Genomic DNA, 20,107 nt, shown 5'->3' with positions numbered 1-20,107 from the left:
AATTCTCGAGGCCCGTCTCCGACCTGCTGTGCCCGGCCGGCGCGAGTCACTCCAGGCGCGGGGCTTCGCCGGGGTCGTGCGGGTCGAACGGCGCGTCGAGCGACTTCGTGAGATCCGCGAGCATCGCCTCGATCTGGGGCTCGACGAACTCGCCGACCGCGGCCTGGATGCGCAGGCGATGGTGCAGCAGGATGGTGCACACCTCGCGGCCGACCATGTTGGCGTAGTCGTCCGCGAGGCCGACCTCCTGGCGGAGCGCGGCCTTGGCCTCCTCGGTCAGCGGCGGCAGGTCCGGAACGTGCGCGTCGGCCTCTTCGGCGAGACCGGCGATCGTGAAGAGGAACGGCGCACCGGGCACCGGCTCAGGATCCAGCGGCAGCCCTTCGAACTCGGGGTCCAGCCCCTCGCCCGGCCGATAGCTGCGCGCACGGTTGCGGGCCGCCTGCTGGTCGAGCTCCGTCTGCAGCATCGGGAGGTTCAGCGCCGTGTACTCGGCCACCGAGCGGTCGACGATGGTCTTGATCCGCGTGGAGAGCCCGTGCTGCACGCCGTGCGGGACATCGGCTCCGAGCCCCGCCGCGGACAGCACCGGCGACCCGAAGCAGCGCCGGCACGGAGCGGTCCGGCCGCGGTGCGTCGCAGGCTCCCACCGCGGCAGCCAGGCGAGCCAGGCGTCCACCGCCTGGCTGACCTGGGTCTCGAGCGACCGCTCCACCCGGTCAACGCTAGTACCCGGCATGTGTTTTCGCCCGGATTCCCGCGGTTCCCGGCCGCGCGGACATCCGGATCACTCGTCGAACTCGTCCTCCCAGGGCCACCGCGGACGGTGCGCGCGCGTGCGAACGAGCGCGATGCCCGCCCACGCCGACACGAATGCGGCAGCGGCCACCGACACCCCGAACCACGACGTCGCCAGGCGCCCCGCGACCGCCGTCGCAACCCCCAGGTCCGCCCCGGTGAACAGGGCCGCGAACCACACGCCCCCGATGTACGCGAGGAACGCCGCCGCGGTGGTCCACGCGGCACCCCAGTAGGACGGATGCGGCGACCCGGCGCTCGTGCGCGACGACGGGCTGCCCGCGCGAGCGATCGCCGCCCACAGCCCGCCCGCGAACGCGAGCGTCGCGCACACGACGCCCGCGGCCCCCGGGATCTGCCCGAGGCCGGGTGTCGCGATGACGTCCTCGGCGAGGACGAGGCTCGTGATGCCGAGCCCGAAGATGGTGAGCGCGATGAAGCCGACCGTGGCGAAGGCCAGGGCGATCGGCGGCCGCACCGGACCCGCCGACGCCGCGCCTTCCCCGTCACCGGCCATGCCGCCAGCCTACGTCGGCGGCTCCCGCGGCGGAGGGGGTGCGGCTACGCGCGGACGAGCTGCGGCCCGGCCTCGAGCGTGCGCTCGTACTCCCGCTGCGCCTCGATGTTGAGCTCGGTCACGCGCTTCGCGCGCGAAGCCGCCCAGGCGCCGAACCAGATGGTCAGCTCGCGCCCGATGACGAACGCGGCGATCGCCAGCGGCGTGAGCAGCTCGGCCTCGGCGAGGTCGCCGCCCTCGGTCGCCGTGAGCTCCCAGAACGGCGCCTGGAAGAGCGCGCCGAGGATGTGGCCGCCGTACGCGGCGATGCCGACCAGGATGCCGAAGACCACCCAGGCGCCCCACCGACCGCGGTTGATGATCGCGCCCAGCACCCAGAAGGCGAAGAAGAAGACCACGACCGGCACCCACAGCGACCAGGTGCCCAGGGCGCCGACGACCGTCGTGCCGACGTTCTCGCCGGTCAGGTCGCCCTCGATCGCGTCGACGCCGAGCCAGACGGCGAGGTACAGCACGGCGAACGCGATGGCGGCGAGGAGGCCGATGGCACCGGCCGCCGCGCGGTTGCCGCGCGGTCGCGGCGCTTCCGGCGCCTGGACGAAGATGGGCTGCGGAGCCGCGGCGGCGACGACCGCCGGCTCGGCGACGACGGGCTCGCTCGGAGTGACGACGGGCGCGGCGACAACGGTCGGCGCGTCGTCGGCAACGGGTGCCGCCGTGGAGGAGTAGTCGAGGGATGCCGCCTCCGGCGATGCCCACGGGTCGGGCTCCGCGTCCGCCGGGGTCACGGTGGCGGGGGCCACGGCCTCGTCGGCCGGGGCGACGGCGGGCTCGTCGGCGACGGCCGGAGCACTCGCGTCGGACGCATCCGCGGGCGTGGATGCGGCTGCGGTGGAGCTGTCGGCGTCGACCGCATCGCGGCGGGCGGCCTCTGCGTCGGCGAGGCCTTCGTTCGCGCGACCGACGACGTCGTCGACGCCGTTGGGCTCTTCGACGGGCTCGCCGTAAGACGACTTGGGGTCACTCATCGCAGGCACTCCTCACGCAGGGCCAATCCCCGCAGTGGCAGAGTAGCCCGCGGGCCCGCGCATGCCGCGGAGGCGTGCCGGAGGAATGCGCTCCCGCGTCGCGGCGACCGCCGCCGCGCGGCGCCACTACCCTGGGCCCATGGCAACACCTGCGCGAACGCCTCGCGGCGGCCGGCGCGCGGCGGTCGCGGCATCCGTCCTCGTCGCGCTCGCCGTGCTGACGGCGTGCGCACCCGACGACGCACCCCCCGGCGACGGCTTCACCTACTCGCCCACCCCCACGAGGGACGCGTCCGCGACGCCGACCCCGACGCCGTCGGCGACGCCGCTCGCCGACATCCCCGACGACTGCCGCGCGATCCTCACCGCCGACGTGCTCGCGCAGCTCGAAGGCATCCCGCTCAACGACCCGGCCTTCGGGTCGTCGGGCGCGCAGCCCGACGGCGGCCTCGTGTGCGTTTGGCGCGACCCTGCCACGGACACCACGGGACTGGTCACGACCATCACCTACATGTCGCGCGGCCCCGCCCTCGACATGCTCAACAAGCTCGTGACCGACGAGGGCTACACCTGCTACACCCCCGACGGCGGCACGCGCTGCGAGAAGACCTGGCAGAACGAGACGTACCCGGTGACCGACGGGCGCACGCTGTTCTGGCGCGACGACATCCTCATCGACACCACCTACTCGAACCTCGCACCCAGCGGCTACACGGCCGCTGTCGTCGCGAGCATCTTCGGCTGAGGCGGCCGGATCAGCCCCACACGGTGCGGTCGAGCCGCGCGCCGTAGTCATCGGGGTGCCACTGCGTCTCGACGCTCACGAGCCAGAGCCCGTCGCGCAGCGTGTGCTCCTCGCGCACCGAGCCCTGCGTCCGCGCGCACACCGTGGCGCCGCCGGCGGTACCGCACGAGAACCCGTCGCCCGAGAGCGCGGCCTCGGCGATGGAGACGGCATCCGGGTCGACCTTCGACAGCGTCGTGACGATGCCGCCCGCGTCGAACCGCCAGGTGCAGGTCACCAGCACATCGGGGGCCGCCGCGTCGGCGAACGAGGTCGCCGTGGTGGCGGGCGGGCCGAGCGACTGGCCGAGGAGCGAGCCGGGTCGCCAGGTCAGCTCGTTCCAGAGATCGTCGGCGTACAGCGTCCGGCAGTCGACGGCCCCGCCGTCCGCCGCCGTCTGAGCGGGGGTCTGCTCGGGCGTCGCGCTCGGCTGCGGCGCCGTCGCGTTGCGCAGCGTGTCGCCGACCCACGCGACCGTCACCGGCAGCATCGGCAGAGACAGCCACACGAGCGCCCCGACGACCGCCCCGCACAGGATCCCCGCGGGCACGGCGATCCACGCATTGCGACCGCCGATCCGTGCCATGGGGCCCCCACCTCCGCTTCCACGGTAAGCCGGAATGACCGGATGGCCTCGACCCACGCCGCGGAACCGTCGGCGGCGGCGCGATCCGGCGAGCGGTGAAGAATACACTCCCGCCGCGCCGAGTTCGACCCCCTCTCTACAACCACCCCGGATGACGGACGGTTTTCTCCCACGGCGGATCCCCAGGCCCGGCACAGCGCCGGACCGACACCGCACGTGAAAGTGGAGGAGGAGGAGCATGTCGACATACGACACCGAACAGTCCGCAGGTCGGAGCGCGGCGACGGGAGACGTGAAGGAGCGTGCCGTCGACACGGTCGCCGAGGTGGACGCGGGCGCGAAGTACGTCGCGGGCGTCGCCGGCGAGGAGGCCGGCAGCGTCGCCCACGACGTCAAGCGCGCCGCCCGAGGGTTCTTCGACGAGACCCGGACGCAGCTGTCGGAGCAGGCCTCGACGCAGCAGCGCCGCGCTGCCGGCGCGCTGCGCAGCACCGGTGACGAGCTGGAGAGCCTGGCATCCGGCACGGCCTCAGGAGCCGGAGGCGCCGCGACCAGCGCGGTGCGCACGATCGGGCAGCAGACGCGCCGGGCCGCCGACTGGCTCGAGCAGCGCGAGCCCGCCGACGTGGTCCGGGAGGTGCGCGGGTTCGCCCGCCGCCACACCGGGGCCTTCCTGGTGATCGCACTCGGCGTGGGCATCGTCGCCGGTCGCCTCACCCGGGCGCTCGTGTCGGACGCCCGCAGCGACAGCGGGATGCCGAACGGCAGCGCGGGCCGGGTGGGCGCCCGTCCGATGGTCGCAGGAAACGGCACCGTCGGCGCACCCGCGGGAACGGCCGGCACGACGGGCTGGAACGACACCGGTGTCGCCGCAGACGGCGACACCCCGATCGGCGACGCCCTGGCGGGCGACCAGGAGAGCATGCCGACCACTCCGGGATCGCAGGGGCTGTCGACTGCGGACGACACCGCGCAGAACGAGTGGTCGCCCAGCGGCGAGGCACGACGATGACCGACATGCCCACGCCGTCGCAGCAGAAGGCGGCCGAGACGTCGCTGGGCGACCTCGTGGGCGAGGTCTCCCGCGACCTGTCGATCCTGATGCGCAAGGAGCTCGAGCTGGCGAAGGCCGAGCTCTCGGAGTCCGCCAAGCGCGCCGGCAAGGGCGCGGGACTCCTCGGAGGCGCGGGATACGCGGCCATGATGGCCGTGCTCTTCCTGAGCCTCGCCCTGTGGTGGGCGCTCGGCACCCTGATCGGCCTCGGCTGGTCGGGCGTCGTCGTCGCCGTCATCTGGGCCATCGTGGCCGGCATCATGTACGCCGTCGGGCGGAGCCGGCTGAAGACCGTGCAAGGCGCGCCGCAGACGGTGGAGACCGTTCGAGAGATCCCCGAGGCGCTCAAGAGGAACGAGGAGAACAGATCATGAGCAACCCAGACCAGATCCGCGCCGACATCGAGGTGACGCGCGACGAGCTCGGACGCGACGTGGACGCGCTCGCCGACAAGGTGTCGCCGCCGAAGATCATGGAGCGTCAGAAGACGAGGGCGCGGCAGGTCATGACCGACGTGAAGGGACGTGTCATGGGCGTCGCCGACGACCTCGGCGACTCGGCATCCTCCACCGGCCACTCGGTCGGCCACGCCGTCGGCGCCGCCGGCGACGCGGTGCGCGACCTCCCGAACAAGGCCAGGCAGACGACCCAGGGCGCACCGCTCGTGGTCGGCCTCCTGGCGGCGGGAGTCGGATTCCTCGTCGCGAGCCTGATCCCCACGACCGACGCGGAGACGCGGTGGAGCACAGCGCTGCGCGACAAGGCCCAGCCGCTCGTCGACAAGGCGGTGGATACGGCGAAGGATGCCGCGCACGAGGTGGCCGAGGGACTGAAGGGCCCGGCGCAGGACGCCGCTCAGCAGGTCAAGGACTCCGCCGTCGCGTCTGCCGAGACCGTGAAGGAGGAGGCGCAGAGCACCGCTGAACGCGTGAAGGAGAACGTCACCGAGAACGTGTCGCCCTCCAGCGGCGACGGGGCCGCGGCAACAACCGGCTCCGAGAGCCTGGGCCAGACCGGCACGTCGACGTCGTCCGACCCCCTCGGCTCGGCCGAGAGCGACGACTCCCCCGGCTGGCACCGCCTCGGCTGAGGCATCCGTCCGCAGTGAACGACGAAGGGCCCCGGCGTGATGCCGGGGCCCTTCGTGCTGCTTCGTCTCAGCCCGGTCGCTCGGCGACCGGAAGGGGACTCAGTTGTAGTCGGTCGTGAAACCGTCCGTGGAGAAGCTGTCGAAGTCGACGTAGCTCAGGTCGGCGTCGGTGTACGCGCCGTCCGAGGCGAAGATGCGGTTGGGGTACCGCTCGCTCTTGGCCTCCTCCGTCGCCTCGACCGTGACATCGCGGTACTTCGCGAGGCCGGTTCCGGCGGGGATGAGCTTTCCGATGATGACGTTCTCCTTGAGGCCGACGAGCGGGTCGCTCTTGCCCTCCATGGCCGCCTGCGTCAGGACGCGGGTGGTCTCCTGGAACGACGCGGCCGACAGCCACGACTCGGTCGCGAGCGACGCCTTCGTGATACCCATCAGCTCGGGACGACCCGACGCGGGGCGCTTGCCCTCGGCCACGGTCTCGCGGTTGATGTTCTGGTACTTCTTGAAGTCGACCAGCTCACCCGGCAGCAGCGTCGTGTCGCCGTGGTCGACCACGGTGACCTTCCGCAGCATCTGACGGACGATGACCTCGATGTGCTTGTCGTGGATCGGCACACCCTGCGAGCGGTACACGCCCTGGACGCCGTTGACGAGGTACTTCTGCACCTCGCGGGCACCCTGCACGCGCATGACCTCCTTGGGGTCGAGCGTGCCGACCTGGAGAGGCTGACCGACCGTGACGCGCTGCCCGTCCTCGACCAGGAGCGTCGCGCGCTTCAGGACCGGGTAGACGTGCGGCTCGTCGCCGTTGTCGGGCGTGAGGATGACCTTCTTCGACTTCTCGGTCTCGTCGATCGTGATGCGGCCATCGGCCTCGGCGATCGGCGACGCGCCCTTCGGGGTGCGGGCCTCGAACAGCTCCTGCACGCGGGGCAGACCCTGCGTGATGTCGTCGGCCGACGCGGAACCACCGGTGTGGAAGGTACGCATCGTCAGCTGCGTGCCGGGCTCACCGATCGACTGGGCCGCGATGATGCCGACGGCCTCGCCGATGTCGACGATCTTGCCGGTCGCGAGCGAACGGCCGTAGCACTTCGCGCAGACGCCGACCGCCGAGTCGCAGGTGAGGACCGAGCGGACCTTGATCGACTCGACACCCGCACCGACGAGCTTGTCGATGAGCACGTCGCCGACGTCCTCACCGGCGGAGGCGACGACCTCGCCCTTCGGGTCGACGGCGTCGGCCGCGAGCGTGCGGGCGAACACCGAGTTCTCGACGTTCGCGTCGCGCACCAGCGCACCGTCGGCGCCGGGGGCGGCGATGGTGAACTCGAGGCCCTTGGTCGTGCCGCAGTCCTCCTCGCGGATGATGACATCCTGCGAGACGTCCACCAGACGACGGGTCAGGTAGCCCGAGTCGGCCGTACGGAGGGCCGTGTCGGCCAGACCCTTACGGGCACCGTGCGTCGCGATGAAGTACTCCGCCACCGACAGACCCTCGCGGTACGAGGAGATGATCGGACGCGGGATGATCTCACCCTTGGGGTTGTTCACCAGGCCTCGCATACCCGCGATGTTGCGGATCTGCAGCCAGTTACCACGAGCACCCGACGAGACCATCCGGTTGATGGTGTTGTCGGCCGGGAAGTTGTCCCGCATCGCCTTCTGGACCTCGTCGGTCGCCTCGGTCCAGATCTTGATGAGCTCCTGACGACGCTCGGCGTCGGTGGTGAGACCCTTCTCGAACTGCGCCTGGACCTTCGCGGCCTGCTTCTCGTAGCCCGCGACGATCTCGCCCTTGTTCGGGGGCGTGAGGATGTCGCTCAGCGCCACCGTGACACCCGAACGGGTGGCCCAGTAGAAGCCGGCGTCCTTGATGCGGTCGAGCGAAGCCGCGACCTCCACCTTCGGATACTCCTCGGCGAGCTTGTTGACGATCTGCGACAGCTTGCCCTTGTCGGCCTGCTCGCGAACGAACGGGTAGCCCTTGGGGAGCGTGTCGTTGAAGATCGCCTGACCGAGCGACGCGTCCACGAGACCGTGGCGCTCGTAGCCCTCGGGGGCTTCGCCCTCGAGGAACGTCAGCCCGGGAACGCGGATGCGCACCTTGGCCTGCAGGTCGAGGGTGCCCTCGTCCTTCGCCAGGATCGCCTCGCCGACCGAGCCGAACACGCGACCCTCGCCGCTCGCGCCCTCCTTGACCGTGGTCAGGTGGTGCAGGCCGATGATCATGTCCTGCGAGGGCAGGGTGACCGGGCGGCCGTCCGACGGCTTCAGGATGTTGTTCGACGCCAGCATCAGGATGCGGGCCTCGGCCTGGGCCTCGACCGACAGCGGCAGGTGCACGGCCATCTGGTCGCCGTCGAAGTCCGCGTTGAACGCGGCGCAGACGAGCGGGTGCAGCTGGATGGCCTTGCCCTCGACGAGCTGAGGCTCGAAGGCCTGGATGCCGAGACGGTGGAGCGTCGGCGCACGGTTGAGGAGCACGGGGCGCTCGCGGATGATCTCCTCGAGCACGTCCCAGACCTCGGGGCGCGTGCGCTCGACGGCGCGCTTGGCCGCCTTGATGTTCTGCGAGTGACCGAGGTCGATCAGGCGCTTGATCACGAACGGCTTGAACAGCTCGAGGGCCATCTGCTTGGGCAGACCGCACTGGTGGAGCTTGAGCTGCGGGCCGACGATGATGACCGAACGGCCCGAGTAGTCCACGCGCTTGCCGAGCAGGTTCTGACGGAACCGGCCCTGCTTGCCCTTGAGCATGTCGGACAGCGACTTGAGCGCACGGTTGCCCGTGCCCGTGACGGGGCGACCGCGGCGGCCGTTGTCGAACAGCGCGTCGACGGCCTCCTGCAGCATCCGCTTCTCGTTGTTGACGATGATCTCGGGGGCACCGAGGTCGATCAGGCGACGGAGGCGGTTGTTGCGGTTGATCACGCGACGGTAGAGGTCGTTCAGGTCGGAGGTCGCGAAGCGGCCACCGTCCAGCTGCACCATCGGGCGCAGCTCCGGCGGGATCACCGGGACGACGTCGAGCACCATCGAGGCCGGGCTCATGCCGGTCTGCAGGAACGAGTTGACGACCTTGAGGCGCTTGATCGCACGGATCTTGCGCTGGCCCTTGCCCTCCGAGATCTGCAGGTGCAGGTTCTCGGACTCGGCCTTCAGGTCGAACGCCTCCAGGCGGCGCTTGATCGACTCGGCGCCCATGTGGGCCTCGAAGTACTGACCGAAGCGGTCCTGCAGCTCGTGGAAGATCTCGTCTTCGCCCTTGAGCTGGCCGACCTCGAGCGTGCGGAAGTCCTCCCACACCTTCTCGAGGCGCGTGATCTGGTCGTCGGTACCCTTGCGGATGCCGGCCATCTCCTTCTCGGCGGCGTCCTTGACCTTCTTCTTCTGGTCGGCCTTGGCACCCTCCTCCTCGAGCGCGGCGAGCTCCTCCTCCAGCTTCTGGAGGCGAGCGGCGACACGCGCGTCGCGGCGGTCGGCGAGCGTCTTCAGCTCGAGGCGGATGTTGTTCTCCTGCGTCGAGAGGTCGCGGTGGCGCGCCTCCTCGTCGACCGAGATCACCATGTACGCGGCGAAGTAGATGACCTTCTCGAGGTCCTTCGGCGCCATGTCCAGCAGGTACCCGAGGCGCGACGGGACGCCCTTGAAGTACCAGATGTGCGTGACGGGCGCGGCGAGCTCGATGTGGCCCATGCGCTCACGGCGCACCGAGGACTTGGTGACCTCGACGCCGCAGCGCTCGCAGACGATGCCCTTGAAGCGGACGCGCTTGTACTTGCCGCACGCGCACTCCCAGTCGCGCGAGGGTCCGAAGATCTGCTCGCCGAACAGACCGTCCTTCTCGGGCTTGAGGGTGCGGTAGTTGATGGTCTCGGGCTTCTTGACCTCGCCGTAGGACCAACGACGGATGTCGTCAGCGGTGGCCAGGCCGATGCGAAGCTGATCGAAAGTGGTTGATTCGAGCACTGGTTCTCCTGTGTCGGAAATTCGTTCGTTACCTGGCGCGCTTAGATCTCGTCGATCGACGACGACTCGAAGCGGCTGGAGATGTTGATGCCGAGCTCCTCCGCGGCACGGAAGGCGTCGTCGTCGGTGTCGCGGAGGTTGACCGCCGTGCCGTCGGCCGAGAGGACCTCGACGTTCAGGCAGAGCGACTGCATCTCCTTCATGAGCACCTTGAACGACTCGGGGATGCCGGGCTCCTGGATGTTCTCGCCCTTGACGATCGCCTCGTACACCTTGACGCGGCCGAGGATGTCGTCGGACTTGATCGTGAGGAGCTCCTGGAGCGCGTACGCGGCGCCGTAGGCCTCGAGGGCCCACACCTCCATCTCACCGAAGCGCTGACCGCCGAACTGCGCCTTACCACCGAGCGGCTGCTGGGTGATCATCGAGTACGGGCCCGTCGAGCGCGCGTGGATCTTGTCGTCCACGAGGTGGTGCAGCTTCAGGATGTACATGTAGCCGACCGAGATCGGAGCCGGGAACGGCTCGCCGGAGCGGCCGTCGAACAGCTGCGTCTTGCCCGAGGAGTCGATCAGGCGCTCGCCGTCGCGGTTCGGGGTCGTCGAGTCGAGCAGACCCGCGATCTCGGCCTCGAACGCACCGTCGAACACCGGCGTGGCGACCTTCGTGCCGGCCGGCGCCTCGAAGGCCTGCTCCGGCAGCTGGGCGGCCCACTCCGGGATGCCCTCGACCTTCCAGCCCTGCTTGGCGATCCAGCCGAGGTGCAGCTCGAGGACCTGGCCGAAGTTCATTCGACCGGGGATGCCGAGCGGGTTCAGGATGACCTGGACCGGCGTGCCGTCCGCGAGGAACGGCATGTCCTCGACGGGCAGGATCTTCGCGATGACGCCCTTGTTGCCGTGACGACCGGCGAGCTTGTCGCCCTCGGTGATCTTGCGCTTCTGGGCGATGTAGACCACGACGCGGCGGTTGACGCCCGAGCCGAGCTCGTCGTCGCCGTCCTCGGCGTTGAACTCCTTGACCGCGATGATCGTGCCCTGCTCACCGTGGGGCACCTTCAGCGACGTGTCGCGGACCTCGCGGCTCTTCTCGTTGAAGATCGCGCGAAGCAGGCGCTCCTCGGCCGACAGCTCGGTCTCGCCCTTCGGCGTGACCTTGCCGACGAGGATGTCGCCGGGGCGCACCTCGGCGCCGATGCGGATGATGCCGCGCTCGTCGAGGTCCTTCAGCAGGTCGGGGCTGACGTTGGGGAGATCACGGGTGATCTCCTCCTTGCCGAGCTTCGTGTCGCGGGCGTCGACCTCGTACTCCTCGATGTGGATCGAGGAGAGGGTGTCGTCCTTCACCAGGTCCTGGCTGAGGATGATCGCGTCCTCGAAGTTGTGACCCTCCCACGTCATGAACGCCACGAGGAGGTTCTTGCCGAGGGCGAGCTCGCCGTTCTCGGTCGCGGGACCGTCGGCGATGACCTCGCCTGCCTCGACACGCTCGCCGGCCGAGACCACGACGCGCTGGTTGTAGCTCGTGCCCTGGTTGGAGCGGTCGAACTTGCGCAGGAAGTAGTCCTGGGTGCCGCCCTCGTCGAGCTGCACCGTCACAACGTCCGCCGAGACCTCGACGACGACACCGGCCTTGTCGGCGGTGACGACGTCACCGGCGTCGATCGCGGCGAAGCCCTCCATGCCCGTGCCGACCACCGGCGACTCGGAGCGCAGCAGCGGCACGGCCTGACGCTGCATGTTCGCACCCATGAGGGCGCGGTTCGCGTCGTCGTGCTCGAGGAACGGGATGAGCGAGGTCGCGACCGACACCATCTGGCGCGGCGAGACGTCCATGTAGCCGATCTCCTCCGAGTGGAAGAGGTCGACCTCGCCGCCGTTGCCGCGACGGGCGAGGACGCGGTCCTGCGCGAAGCGGCCGTCGGCCTTCAGCTCGACACCGGCCTGCGCGACGATGTAGTCGCTCTCCTCGGAGGCGGTCAGGTAGTCGATCTGGTCGGTGACCTTGCCCTCGACCACGCGGCGGTACGGCGTCTCGATGAAGCCGAACGCGTTGATGCGCGCGAACGAGGCGAGCGAGCCGATCAGGCCGATGTTCGGGCCTTCCGGCGTCTCGATGGGGCACATGCGGCCGTAGTGCGACGGGTGGACGTCGCGGACCTCGACGCCTGCGCGCTCACGGGACAGACCGCCGGGGCCGAGGGCCGAGAGGCGGCGCTTGTGCGTCAGACCCGCGAGCGGGTTGTTCTGGTCCATGAACTGCGACAGTTGCGACGTTCCGAAGAACTCCTTGATCGCGGCCACGACGGGGCGGACGTTGATCAGGGTCTGCGGCGTGATCGCCTCGATGTCCTGCGTGGTCATGCGCTCGCGGACGACGCGCTCCATGCGCGACAGACCGGTGCGGACCTGGTTCTGGATGAGCTCGCCGACCGCGCGGATGCGACGGTTGCCGAAGTTGTCGATGTCGTCGACGTCCAGGCGGATCTCGGCCGGCTTGCCGCCGCGCACGCCGTCGAACGTGACGTCGCCGCGGTGCAGACGGACCAGGTACTTGATCGTGGCGACGATGTCGTCGACGGTCAGCACCGAGTCGCTGAGCGGCTTGTCGACACCGAGCTTGTGGTTGATCTTGTACCGGCCGACCTTGGCGAGGTCGTAGCGCTTCGGGTTGAAGTAGAAGTTGTCCAGGAGCGCGCGGGCGGCCTCGGCGGCGACCTGCTCGCCCGGACGGAGCTTGCGGTAGATGTCGCGGAGGGCGTCCTCCTTGGAGAGGATCGTGTCCTTCGACAGCGTCTCCTCGATCGAGTCGAAGCCGGCGAACTCGGCGAGGATGTCCTCGCTGGTCAGGCCGAGCGCCTTCAGGAAGACGGTGACCGACTGCTTGCGCTTGCGGTCGATGCGGACGCCGACCTGGTCGCGCTTGTCGATCTCGAACTCGAGCCAGGCACCCCGCGACGGGATGACGCGCGCCGACACGATGTCCTTGTCGCTCGTCTTGTCGGGGGTCTTGTCGAAGTAGACGCCGGGCGAACGGACGAGCTGCGACACGACGACGCGCTCGGTGCCGTTGATGATGAACGTGCCCTTGCCGGTCTGGAGCGGGAAGTCGCCCATGAAGACCGTCTGGGTCTTGATCTCACCGGTCTGGTGGTTCATGAACTCGGCCTCGACGTAGAGCGGGGCCGCGTACGTCTTGCCGCGCTCCTTGCACTCCTCGATGGAGTACTTCTCGGGCTCGAGGTACGGGTTGGTGAACGAGAGCTGCATGGTCTCGCTCAGGTCTTCGATCGGCGAGATCTCCTCGAAGATCTCCTCGAGACCGCTGATCTCGGGCACGTCGGTGCGACCGTCGGCCTTCGCCTGGGCGACGCGGGCCTTCCAGGCCTCGTTGCCCACGAGCCAGTCGAACGACTCGGTCTGCAGCGCGAGAAGGTCGGGGACCGTCAGCGTGTCGGAGATCTTGGCGAACGAGAGGCGGGATGCTCCGCGTCCGTTCTTAGGGGTGGTGGTGGGGTTGGATGCGTTGCGCGCAGCAGCCAAGGGGATTACCTCCGTGGGCCCGTAGGGCTCGTTTCCTTGTCGTCAGGTGGAGTGCTCTCTTCCCCGAAACCCGCGCGGCACTCCTCGCGTGAACGCGGGGGGGCGCAGGCACAGCCGACCACCATATGAGGGCAGGGGGAATCCAAGAGCGCAAAGACCCACTATACGTCGAACGACGCGCCGTGTCCAGTCGGATCCTTGACGACTTTTGGATGCTGCGGTATAACCCCACGCAGCACGCACCCGCGCACCCGCGCACCCGGCCCAAGGGCCGGAGCGCGCGGGCGCGACCTGCTGCTGCCTACTTCTTGCCGAGGTTTCCTCGGCAGGCCATGCCCGGGTTCACGCCGACGTCGATGCCGGCGCTCACGAACATGCCGTAGCTCTGGATGCCCTTGTAGCCGTTCTTCTGGTTGCCCCGCATCGCGAGCATGTCGTCGTCGAAGCCTTCGGGGTTGCCCTCGACACTGTCGATCGTGTCCTGCCCCGAGAACGCGCACTCCGACGCGGAGTTGTTGGCGCCTTGCGCCTCACCGCCGTTGCCGGTCGCCTCTCCTGCCATCGCGGCTCCGCCGCTGCCGAGCACCAGCCCGATCGCCACCGCCGCGCACGCCAAGACCTTCTTCATCGCATTCCCCTCCCCATGGTGACGTCCGAAGCCCCGGATCGGACCAACGGCGACCCCTTCGGCGCCGTCACCGCCGCACCATACTCCTGACGGAAGCCGAGCGGAAGGACTCAACGGGGAGGATCGACCGCTTCCGATACACCGATGCACTGAAACCGTGGCGGAATCGGCCGGACAGGTCCATGATGTGGTCATGACTGGGGGACGATCCCCCGTGATCCGCACGCCCGACCAGCGGATCCGGGTGTTCGTGAGCTCGACCCTGCGCGAGCTCGCCGACGAACGTGAAGCAGTGAGGTCGGCCATCGAGCGACTGCGGCTCGCGCCCGTGATGTTCGAGCTGGGCGCCCGCCCGCACCCTCCCCGCGACCTCTACCGCTCCTACCTCGCCCAGAGCGACGTGTTCATCGGCATCTACGGCGCCAGCTACGGCTGGGTCGCCCCCGAAGAAGCGGTCTCCGGACTCGAAGACGAATACAACCTCGCCTCCCCCGAGATGCCCAAACTCATCTACGTCAAAGACACCGACACCCGCGACGAACGCCTCACCCAGCTCATCGCCCGCATCCAAGCCGACGACACCGCCGCCTACCTCCACTTCCACACCGCCGCCGACCTCGAAGACCACGTCGCCGGCGACCTCGCCATGCTCCTCGCCGAACGCTTCGACCAGTCGCGGCACGACAGTGGGCCGGCGGGCGCGGCCGACATCGGACTCGCGGCGCGAGTGCCGGCGCCGTACACCGAGACGATCGGGCGCGAGGGCGAGCTCGCCGAGATCCGTGCGCTGCTGGCGGGAGGCCTGCACCGGGTCGTGAGCCTCATCGGCCCCGGCGGCATCGGCAAGAGCCGACTCGCCATCGAGGCCGCTCACGCCGACGCCGATCTCTTCCCCGACGGCGTGTTCTTCGTGCCGTTGGAGGGCGTGCTCGAGCCCGGCCTGCTGCTGCCGACGATCGCCTACGTCCTCGGCGTGCGCGACACCGGCGCGGCGACCCTCGAGGAGCGCATCGCGCAGGCGATCGGCGACCGCCATGTCCTGATCGTGCTCGACAACTTCGAGCAGATCATCGACGAGGCTCCCGTCATCGTCGGCCTGTACACGCTGGCTCCGCGCGCGTGCTTCCTCGTGACCAGCCGGAACGTGCTGCGCATCCGCGGCGAACGCGTGTTCGACGTCGAAGTGCTCGAGACGCCCGACCCCGAGGCTCCCGCGACACTCGCCCAGGCACAGGCCTCCTCGGCGTGCCGGCTGTTCGCCGAGCGCGCCGCCGCCGCCCTGCCGGGCTTCGAGCTGACGGCGCAGAACGCGGCGGAGGTCGTCGAGATCTGCCGGCGGCTCGACGGCCTGCCGCTGGCCATCGAGCTGGCCGCGGCGAAGATCCGGCTGCTCTCGCCCCACGATGTCGCCGAGAGGCTCGGGAACAGCCTCCCGCTGCTGTCGACATCCGCGCGGGACCTGCCCGACCGGCACCGCACGATGCGCGCGACGATCGACTGGAGCGTGGGCCTGCTGTCCGAGGAGCAGCGCGCGATGCTCGAGGACCTCGGGGTCTTCGCGGCACGTTTCAGCCTGGAGGCGGTCGAGGCGGTCGGCGCGGGGCGCTCGTGGGGCGACCAGGCGATCGAGACGCTCGCCGCGCTCATCGACGCGTCGCTGGTCCAACGGGTCGACTCGGGCGGCCGCTCCGTCTTCTCACTCCTCGCCATCGTCCGCGAGTACGCCCTCGGGGCGCTCGAGTCCCGTGGCGCGGCCGACGCGATGCGCATCGCGCACGCCGACTACTACCTGGCCCTGGTGCGGCGGATCGCACCCCGGCTGCGCGGCGCCGCGCAGATCGACGCCGTCGCCGAACTGGGCCTGGAGGTCCCCAACCTCCGCGCGGCGGCGCGGCACCTGGTTCAGGAGAACCGGCTGGATGACGCCGGCGACTTCGCGTGGACCCTACTCCCCTACTGGTGGATCTCGGGCTACTTCGCCGACGTGCGCATGTGGATGCTGGAGCTCCTCGACAAGCAGCTGCCGATCACTGCCCGCACCCGTGCGATCGCGACGTTCTTCCCGCTGTGGGCCGAGCTATGGCAGCGCCCGAGCGATCAGGTGGTCGCAGGTCTCGGCGCGGCCGTGCGCCTCTTCACCGAGAGCGGCGACGAACAGGGCGCCGCGATGGCGCTCGCGGCGCGGGCGTCGACGCGACTGCAGTTCCCCGACCTCGATCCCGCCACGGCGCGCTCCGAGTTCGAGAGCGCGATCGCGAGACTCCACGCACTCGGCGACAGCTGGGCGGAGTCCCTCGCAGAGGTGGCGCTCGGGCAGCTGGGCGTGGTGTGCCGTGACATTCCCGCCGCGCTCGCCCACTTCGACCGCGCGGTCGAGATCGCCGAGGCCGCGGAGGACGCCTTCACCCGGGTCGTCGCCGGCAACAACCGCGCCCGCCTGAGGTTCATGCTCGGTGACCGCGACTCCGCCGAAGAGGAGTTCCTCCTCACTCTGACGCTGTCGATACGGCTGCACTTCGTCGACGGGGCGACCTACGGGATAGAGGGGATCTGCGCGGTCGCCGCGGCGCGGGGCGACGGCTGGCGGGCGGGCGCCCTCGCCGCGGCCGCCGCGAAGATCCGTGAGACGACGGGGATGTACGACATCGCAGGGTTCGCGGTGCACCTCGAGCCGCTCGCCGCTCTCCGCGCCGACGACCCCGAGAGCGTCGAGGCCGGCGCGCGGGCCGGGGCGGAGATGAGTCTCGCGGACGCGATCGCGATCGCACTGCCCGACCCCGAAGCCGAAGCCGACCTGCAGGAGAAGGTCCCCTCATGGTGACCGGTCCCGAACGCACGCACGTGATCCGCACGCCCGACCAGCGGATCCGGGTGTTCGTGAGCTCGACCCTGCGCGAGCTCGCCGACGAACGTGAAGCAGTGAGGTCGGCCATCGAGCGACTGCGGCTCGCGCCCGTGATGTTCGAGCTGGGCGCCCGCCCGCACCCTCCCCGCGACCTCTACCGCTCCTACCTCGCCCAGAGCGACGTGTTCATCGGCATCTACGGCGCCAGTTACGGCTGGGTCGCCCCCGAAGAAGCGGTTTCCGGACTCGAAGACGAATACAACCTCGCCTCCCCCGAGATGCCCAAACTCATCTACGTCAAAGACACCGACACCCGCGACGAACGCCTCACCCAGCTCATCGCGCGCATCCAAGCCGACGACACCGCCGCCTACCTCCACTTCCACACCGCCGCCGACCTCGAAGACCACGTCGCCGGCGACCTCGCCATGCTCCTCGCCGAACGCTTCGACGAATCGCGAGTCGCCGCTGCAGCCGAGCCGGAGCCCGAGGCTCCCACCCTCATCGGACGCGTCCCCGTCCCCTACACCCCGACGATCGGCCGCGAGGCCGACATCGACGCCGTGCGCACGCTCCTCGCCCGCGGCACCGACCGCGTGGTGAGCCTGATCGGCCCCGGTGGCATCGGCAAGAGCCGGCTGGCGATCGAGACCGCGCTGGCGTGCGGCGACATGTTCCCCGACGGCGTGTACTTCGTGCTCCTCGAGGGCGTGCTCGAGCCGGGACTGCTGCTGCCGACGATCGCCTACTATCTCGGCATCCGCGACAACGGCGAAGCGGCGCTCGAGGAGCGCATCGCCCACGCGCTCGCCGATCGCCGCGTGCTCATCGTGCTCGACAACTTCGAGCAGATCGTGGATGCCGCCCCCGTCCTGGTGCGGCTGTACACGGTCGCGCCGACGGCGACGTTCCTGGTGACGAGCCGCATCGTGCTGCGCATCCGCGGCGAGCGCGTCTTCGAGGTCGCTCCGTTGACGACCCCGGCCGGCGAGGGTCCGGCGAGCCTGGATCGCGCCACGCGGTCCGCCGCCGTGACGCTGTTCGTGGACCGGGCGCGGGCGATCGACGCCGACTTCGACGTCACCGCAGACAACGCGGGCGACCTCGCGGACATCTGCCGCCGGCTGGAAGGGCTGCCGCTGGCGATCGAGCTCGCCGCCGCCAAGGTGCGCATCCTGAGCCCTTCCGGCATCGCGGAGCGTCTCGAGCGCAGCCTGCCGCTGCTGACGGCGGCGGTGCGGGATATGCCCGACCGGCACAAGACCATGAGGGCGACGATCGACTGGAGCGTGAGTCTGCTCCCCGACACGCAGCGCGAGCTGCTCGAAGATCTCGGCGTCTTCGCGACCCGGTTCACACTCGACGCTGTCGAGGCGCTGGGCGAGGGACGCTCGTGGGGCGACGAGGCGATCGACGCGCTCACCGCACTCATCGACGGCTCGCTCGTGAAGCAGAGCGAGGTCGGCGGACGGCGCGTGTTCTCGCTGCTGTCCCTCGTGCGCGAATACGCGCTGGGACGCCTGAAGGAGCGCGGCGACGCGGTGCGGGTGCGCCGCGCGCACGCCGACTACTACCGGGGCCTGGTGCAGCGGATCGCGCCCGGCCTCGGCGGCAGCGGGCAGGCCGACGCGGTCGTGCGTCTGGGGCTCGAGCTTCCGAACCTGCGCGCCGCGGTGCGCCACCTCATCTACACGAACCGGCTGGACGACGCCGGCGACTTCGCGTGGAGCCTGCTCATCTACTGGTGGATCTCTGGCTTCTTCGCCGAGGTGCGGGTGTGGATGCTCGAACTGCTCGAGAAGCAGCACGACCAGCCCATCACGCAGCACACCCGGGCGATCGCCTGGTTCTTCGCCCTCTGGGGCGAGATGTGGCAGCGGCCCAGCGAACAGGTGATCGCCGGGCTCGGCGAGTGCGTGCGGCTGTTCACGGAGAGCGGCGACGAGGATGCCGCGGCCATGGCCCTCGCCGCGCGCGCGACCGCGCGCGTGCAGTTCTCCCACCTCGACACCGACAAGGCCGATGCCGAACTGCGCGAGGCGGTCGTGACGCTGAGCGAGCGCGGGAACACATGGGCGGAGGCCATCACGGAGGTGTCGCTCGGCAGGCTCGCTTGGGTCAGGGGCGCCACCGACGACGCCCTCGCGCACTTCGATCGCGCCACGTCGCTCGCCGAGGCGCGCGGCGACCTGTTCACGACGTCGGTCGCCGGCAATCTGCGAGCTCGTCTGAACTTCCAGCTGGGACGCACCGAGGATGCCGAGCGGGAGTTCGTGCACACCCTGCTGCTGTCGATCCGGCTGCACTACGAGGAGGGCGTCGCTTACGGGCTCGAGGGCGTCTGCGCCGTCGCCGCCGCGCACAGCGAGGCGTGGCGGGCGGCGGCTCTGGCGGTCGCGGCCGGCGAGATCCGGCAGCGGATCGGCATCTTCGACGTCGAGGCCTTCACCGTGCACACGCCGTATCTCGAGATCCTGCGCGGTCACGACCCCCAGAGCGTGGAAGCGGGGCAGGCCGCCGGTGCCGAGCTCACGGTCGCCGAGGCCGTGCAGCTCGCGCTTCCCGAACACGAGTGGGAGACCGTCGCCGACACCCTGCGCACCTGGTAGGGGAAGGACGTATCAGCACCGCGCACGCGGTGCTCTGGTGCGGTGAGAAGCGTGCTCGTATGCTGTCCACCGAACTGCGCTCCTCGGATCCAAAGGTGACTGGGCACCGCTGCGAGGGGGTCGAGATGGCTCTGGTTCCAGACGTGCCACGCGGCACAGTCGACGTCGACGGCGACGGAGACTCCCTCGACGTGCGCATCGACGCGGCGCCGCCGGACGGCGGGCCTGATGAGCACGGCATCACGCTGCTCGCCGATGTCATGCTCCACGCCCGCGCGGACACTGTCGCCACCGTGCTCGTCCGGGGCGGCGACGACGTCCACTACGCCGCGCTCACCGTGCGCGACGGGATCGCGGAGCTCATCCACCTCGAGCGGCGGGGCGACCACCTCTACGGGGCGCGGATCCACCTGATCATCGGTGAGACGCTGCATCTGACCGTGGTCGCGAGCGACTTCGAGACGGGTGTCGCCTGGCTCGAGGAGCAGGTCGCCGTCGGCGGCATGGGCATGGGCGGCGGGCCTGAGTCGGCCGCGGAGGCTGCGCCCCCGCCCGCGGTGCCGGAGTTCGAGACCGGTGGTGCATTCGAGATGGAGCCACTGGGTGGAGGCGGGATCGGCGGGGGGGTCGGCGGCCGATCCCCCGGGCTCGCAC

General features: G+C 70.0%; 14 protein-coding genes. 7 read left to right on the top strand and 7 right to left on the bottom strand.

The features are described from left to right. Positions 1–46: 46 nt before the first annotated feature. The 3 genes from ACI3KX_RS16060 to ACI3KX_RS16050 all read right to left on the bottom strand — a co-directional run bounded on the left by ACI3KX_RS16060 (position 47) and on the right by ACI3KX_RS16050 (position 2,343). Positions 47–715, bottom strand: coding sequence for a spermidine/putrescine ABC transporter substrate-binding protein (locus ACI3KX_RS16060; RefSeq protein ID WP_349426337.1), 669 nt, complete (start codon positions 713–715; stop codon positions 47–49). A 72-nt stretch (positions 716–787) separates the two neighbouring features. After that, positions 788–1,315: a hypothetical protein gene (locus tag ACI3KX_RS16055; RefSeq protein ID WP_404910356.1), complete on the bottom strand. Its 528-nt coding sequence runs from the start codon at positions 1,313–1,315 to the stop codon at positions 788–790. Positions 1,316–1,359: 44 nt separating this feature from the next. Further along, positions 1,360–2,343, bottom strand: coding sequence for an ABC transporter (locus tag ACI3KX_RS16050; RefSeq protein ID WP_404910355.1), 984 nt, complete (start codon positions 2,341–2,343; stop codon positions 1,360–1,362). Positions 2,344–2,482: 139 nt separating this feature from the next. Here ACI3KX_RS16050 and ACI3KX_RS16045 point away from each other — a divergent pair, with 139 nt between their 5' ends. Further along, entirely contained in the window at positions 2,483–3,088 is a 606-nt protein-coding gene (locus ACI3KX_RS16045) for a hypothetical protein (RefSeq protein ID WP_404910354.1), read from the top strand. Between the two features lie 10 nt (positions 3,089–3,098). On the opposite strand, the gene ACI3KX_RS16040 is transcribed toward ACI3KX_RS16045, so the two are convergent. Next, positions 3,099–3,713, bottom strand: a complete 615-nt coding sequence (locus ACI3KX_RS16040) for a hypothetical protein (RefSeq protein WP_404910353.1) — start codon at positions 3,711–3,713, stop codon at positions 3,099–3,101. A 238-nt stretch (positions 3,714–3,951) separates the two neighbouring features. Between ACI3KX_RS16040 and ACI3KX_RS16035 the strand changes: the two genes are divergently transcribed. The 3 genes from ACI3KX_RS16035 to ACI3KX_RS16025 are packed head-to-tail and all read left to right on the top strand — an operon-like array spanning position 3,952 to position 5,857. Continuing rightward, positions 3,952–4,725: a hypothetical protein gene (locus ACI3KX_RS16035; RefSeq protein ID WP_404910352.1), complete on the top strand. Its 774-nt coding sequence runs from the start codon at positions 3,952–3,954 to the stop codon at positions 4,723–4,725. Further along, complete coding sequence (locus ACI3KX_RS16030) at positions 4,722–5,141, top strand: phage holin family protein (protein ID WP_349426329.1); 420 nt, start codon at positions 4,722–4,724, stop codon at positions 5,139–5,141. Before ACI3KX_RS16035 ends, ACI3KX_RS16030 begins: the two co-directional genes overlap by 4 nt. After that, on the top strand, positions 5,138–5,857 hold the full coding sequence (locus ACI3KX_RS16025) for a DUF3618 domain-containing protein (protein ID WP_404910351.1): 720 nt from the start codon (positions 5,138–5,140) through the stop codon (positions 5,855–5,857). Before ACI3KX_RS16030 ends, ACI3KX_RS16025 begins: the two co-directional genes overlap by 4 nt. A 99-nt stretch (positions 5,858–5,956) precedes the next feature. Here the strand turns inward: ACI3KX_RS16025 and rpoC are convergent, their stop codons facing one another. The 3 genes from rpoC to ACI3KX_RS16010 form a co-directional block, all read right to left on the bottom strand. Beyond that, positions 5,957–9,829 carry a DNA-directed RNA polymerase subunit beta' gene (rpoC, locus tag ACI3KX_RS16020; RefSeq protein ID WP_349426327.1) on the bottom strand — a complete coding sequence of 1,291 codons (3,873 nt, stop codon included), beginning with the start codon at positions 9,827–9,829 and terminating at the stop codon, positions 5,957–5,959. 41 nt (positions 9,830–9,870) lie between these two features. Beyond that, positions 9,871–13,371: a DNA-directed RNA polymerase subunit beta gene (locus ACI3KX_RS16015; RefSeq protein ID WP_349426326.1), complete on the bottom strand. Its 3,501-nt coding sequence runs from the start codon at positions 13,369–13,371 to the stop codon at positions 9,871–9,873. A 301-nt stretch (positions 13,372–13,672) separates the two neighbouring features. After that, positions 13,673–13,999, bottom strand: coding sequence for a hypothetical protein (locus tag ACI3KX_RS16010; RefSeq protein WP_163618826.1), 327 nt, complete (start codon positions 13,997–13,999; stop codon positions 13,673–13,675). Between the two features lie 193 nt (positions 14,000–14,192). Between ACI3KX_RS16010 and ACI3KX_RS16005 the strand changes: the two genes are divergently transcribed. The 3 genes from ACI3KX_RS16005 to ACI3KX_RS15995 form a co-directional block, all read left to right on the top strand. Beyond that, entirely contained in the window at positions 14,193–16,820 is a 2,628-nt protein-coding gene (locus tag ACI3KX_RS16005) for a DUF4062 domain-containing protein (protein WP_404910350.1), read from the top strand. Beyond that, entirely contained in the window at positions 16,814–19,453 is a 2,640-nt protein-coding gene (locus ACI3KX_RS16000; protein WP_404910349.1) for a DUF4062 domain-containing protein, read from the top strand. The genes ACI3KX_RS16005 and ACI3KX_RS16000 overlap by 7 nt, the downstream gene beginning before the upstream one ends. A gap of 125 nt (positions 19,454–19,578) precedes the next feature. Further along, the coding region (locus tag ACI3KX_RS15995; protein WP_404910348.1) for a hypothetical protein at positions 19,579–20,107 on the top strand (529 nt) is incomplete at its 3' end.

The sequence above is a fragment of the Microbacterium sp. ZW CA_36 genome (genome assembly GCF_044987475.1).
In the GTDB taxonomy this organism is placed as follows: domain Bacteria; phylum Actinomycetota; class Actinomycetes; order Actinomycetales; family Microbacteriaceae; genus Microbacterium.
Note: the sequence above shows the minus strand (reverse complement) of the source record. Positions and strands in the feature narration are given on the sequence as shown.

Bases quoted from the DNA above. Each gene is read 5' to 3' on its own strand.
- ACI3KX_RS16055 (WP_404910356.1), bottom strand. From the start codon at position 1,315: ATGGCCGGTGACGGGGAAGGCGCGGCGTCGGCGGGTCCGGTGCGGCCG.
- ACI3KX_RS16050 (WP_404910355.1), bottom strand. From the start codon at position 2,343: ATGAGTGACCCCAAGTCGTCTTACGGCGAGCCCGTCGAAGAGCCCAAC.
- ACI3KX_RS16045 (WP_404910354.1), top strand. From the start codon at position 2,483: ATGGCAACACCTGCGCGAACGCCTCGCGGCGGCCGGCGCGCGGCGGTC.
- ACI3KX_RS16040 (WP_404910353.1), bottom strand. From the start codon at position 3,713: ATGGCACGGATCGGCGGTCGCAATGCGTGGATCGCCGTGCCCGCGGGG.
- ACI3KX_RS16035 (WP_404910352.1), top strand. From the start codon at position 3,952: ATGTCGACATACGACACCGAACAGTCCGCAGGTCGGAGCGCGGCGACG.
- ACI3KX_RS16030 (WP_349426329.1), top strand. From the start codon at position 4,722: ATGACCGACATGCCCACGCCGTCGCAGCAGAAGGCGGCCGAGACGTCG.
- ACI3KX_RS16025 (WP_404910351.1), top strand. From the start codon at position 5,138: ATGAGCAACCCAGACCAGATCCGCGCCGACATCGAGGTGACGCGCGAC.
- ACI3KX_RS16010 (WP_163618826.1), bottom strand. From the start codon at position 13,999: ATGAAGAAGGTCTTGGCGTGCGCGGCGGTGGCGATCGGGCTGGTGCTC.
- ACI3KX_RS16005 (WP_404910350.1), top strand. From the start codon at position 14,193: ATGACTGGGGGACGATCCCCCGTGATCCGCACGCCCGACCAGCGGATC.
- ACI3KX_RS16000 (WP_404910349.1), top strand. From the start codon at position 16,814: ATGGTGACCGGTCCCGAACGCACGCACGTGATCCGCACGCCCGACCAG.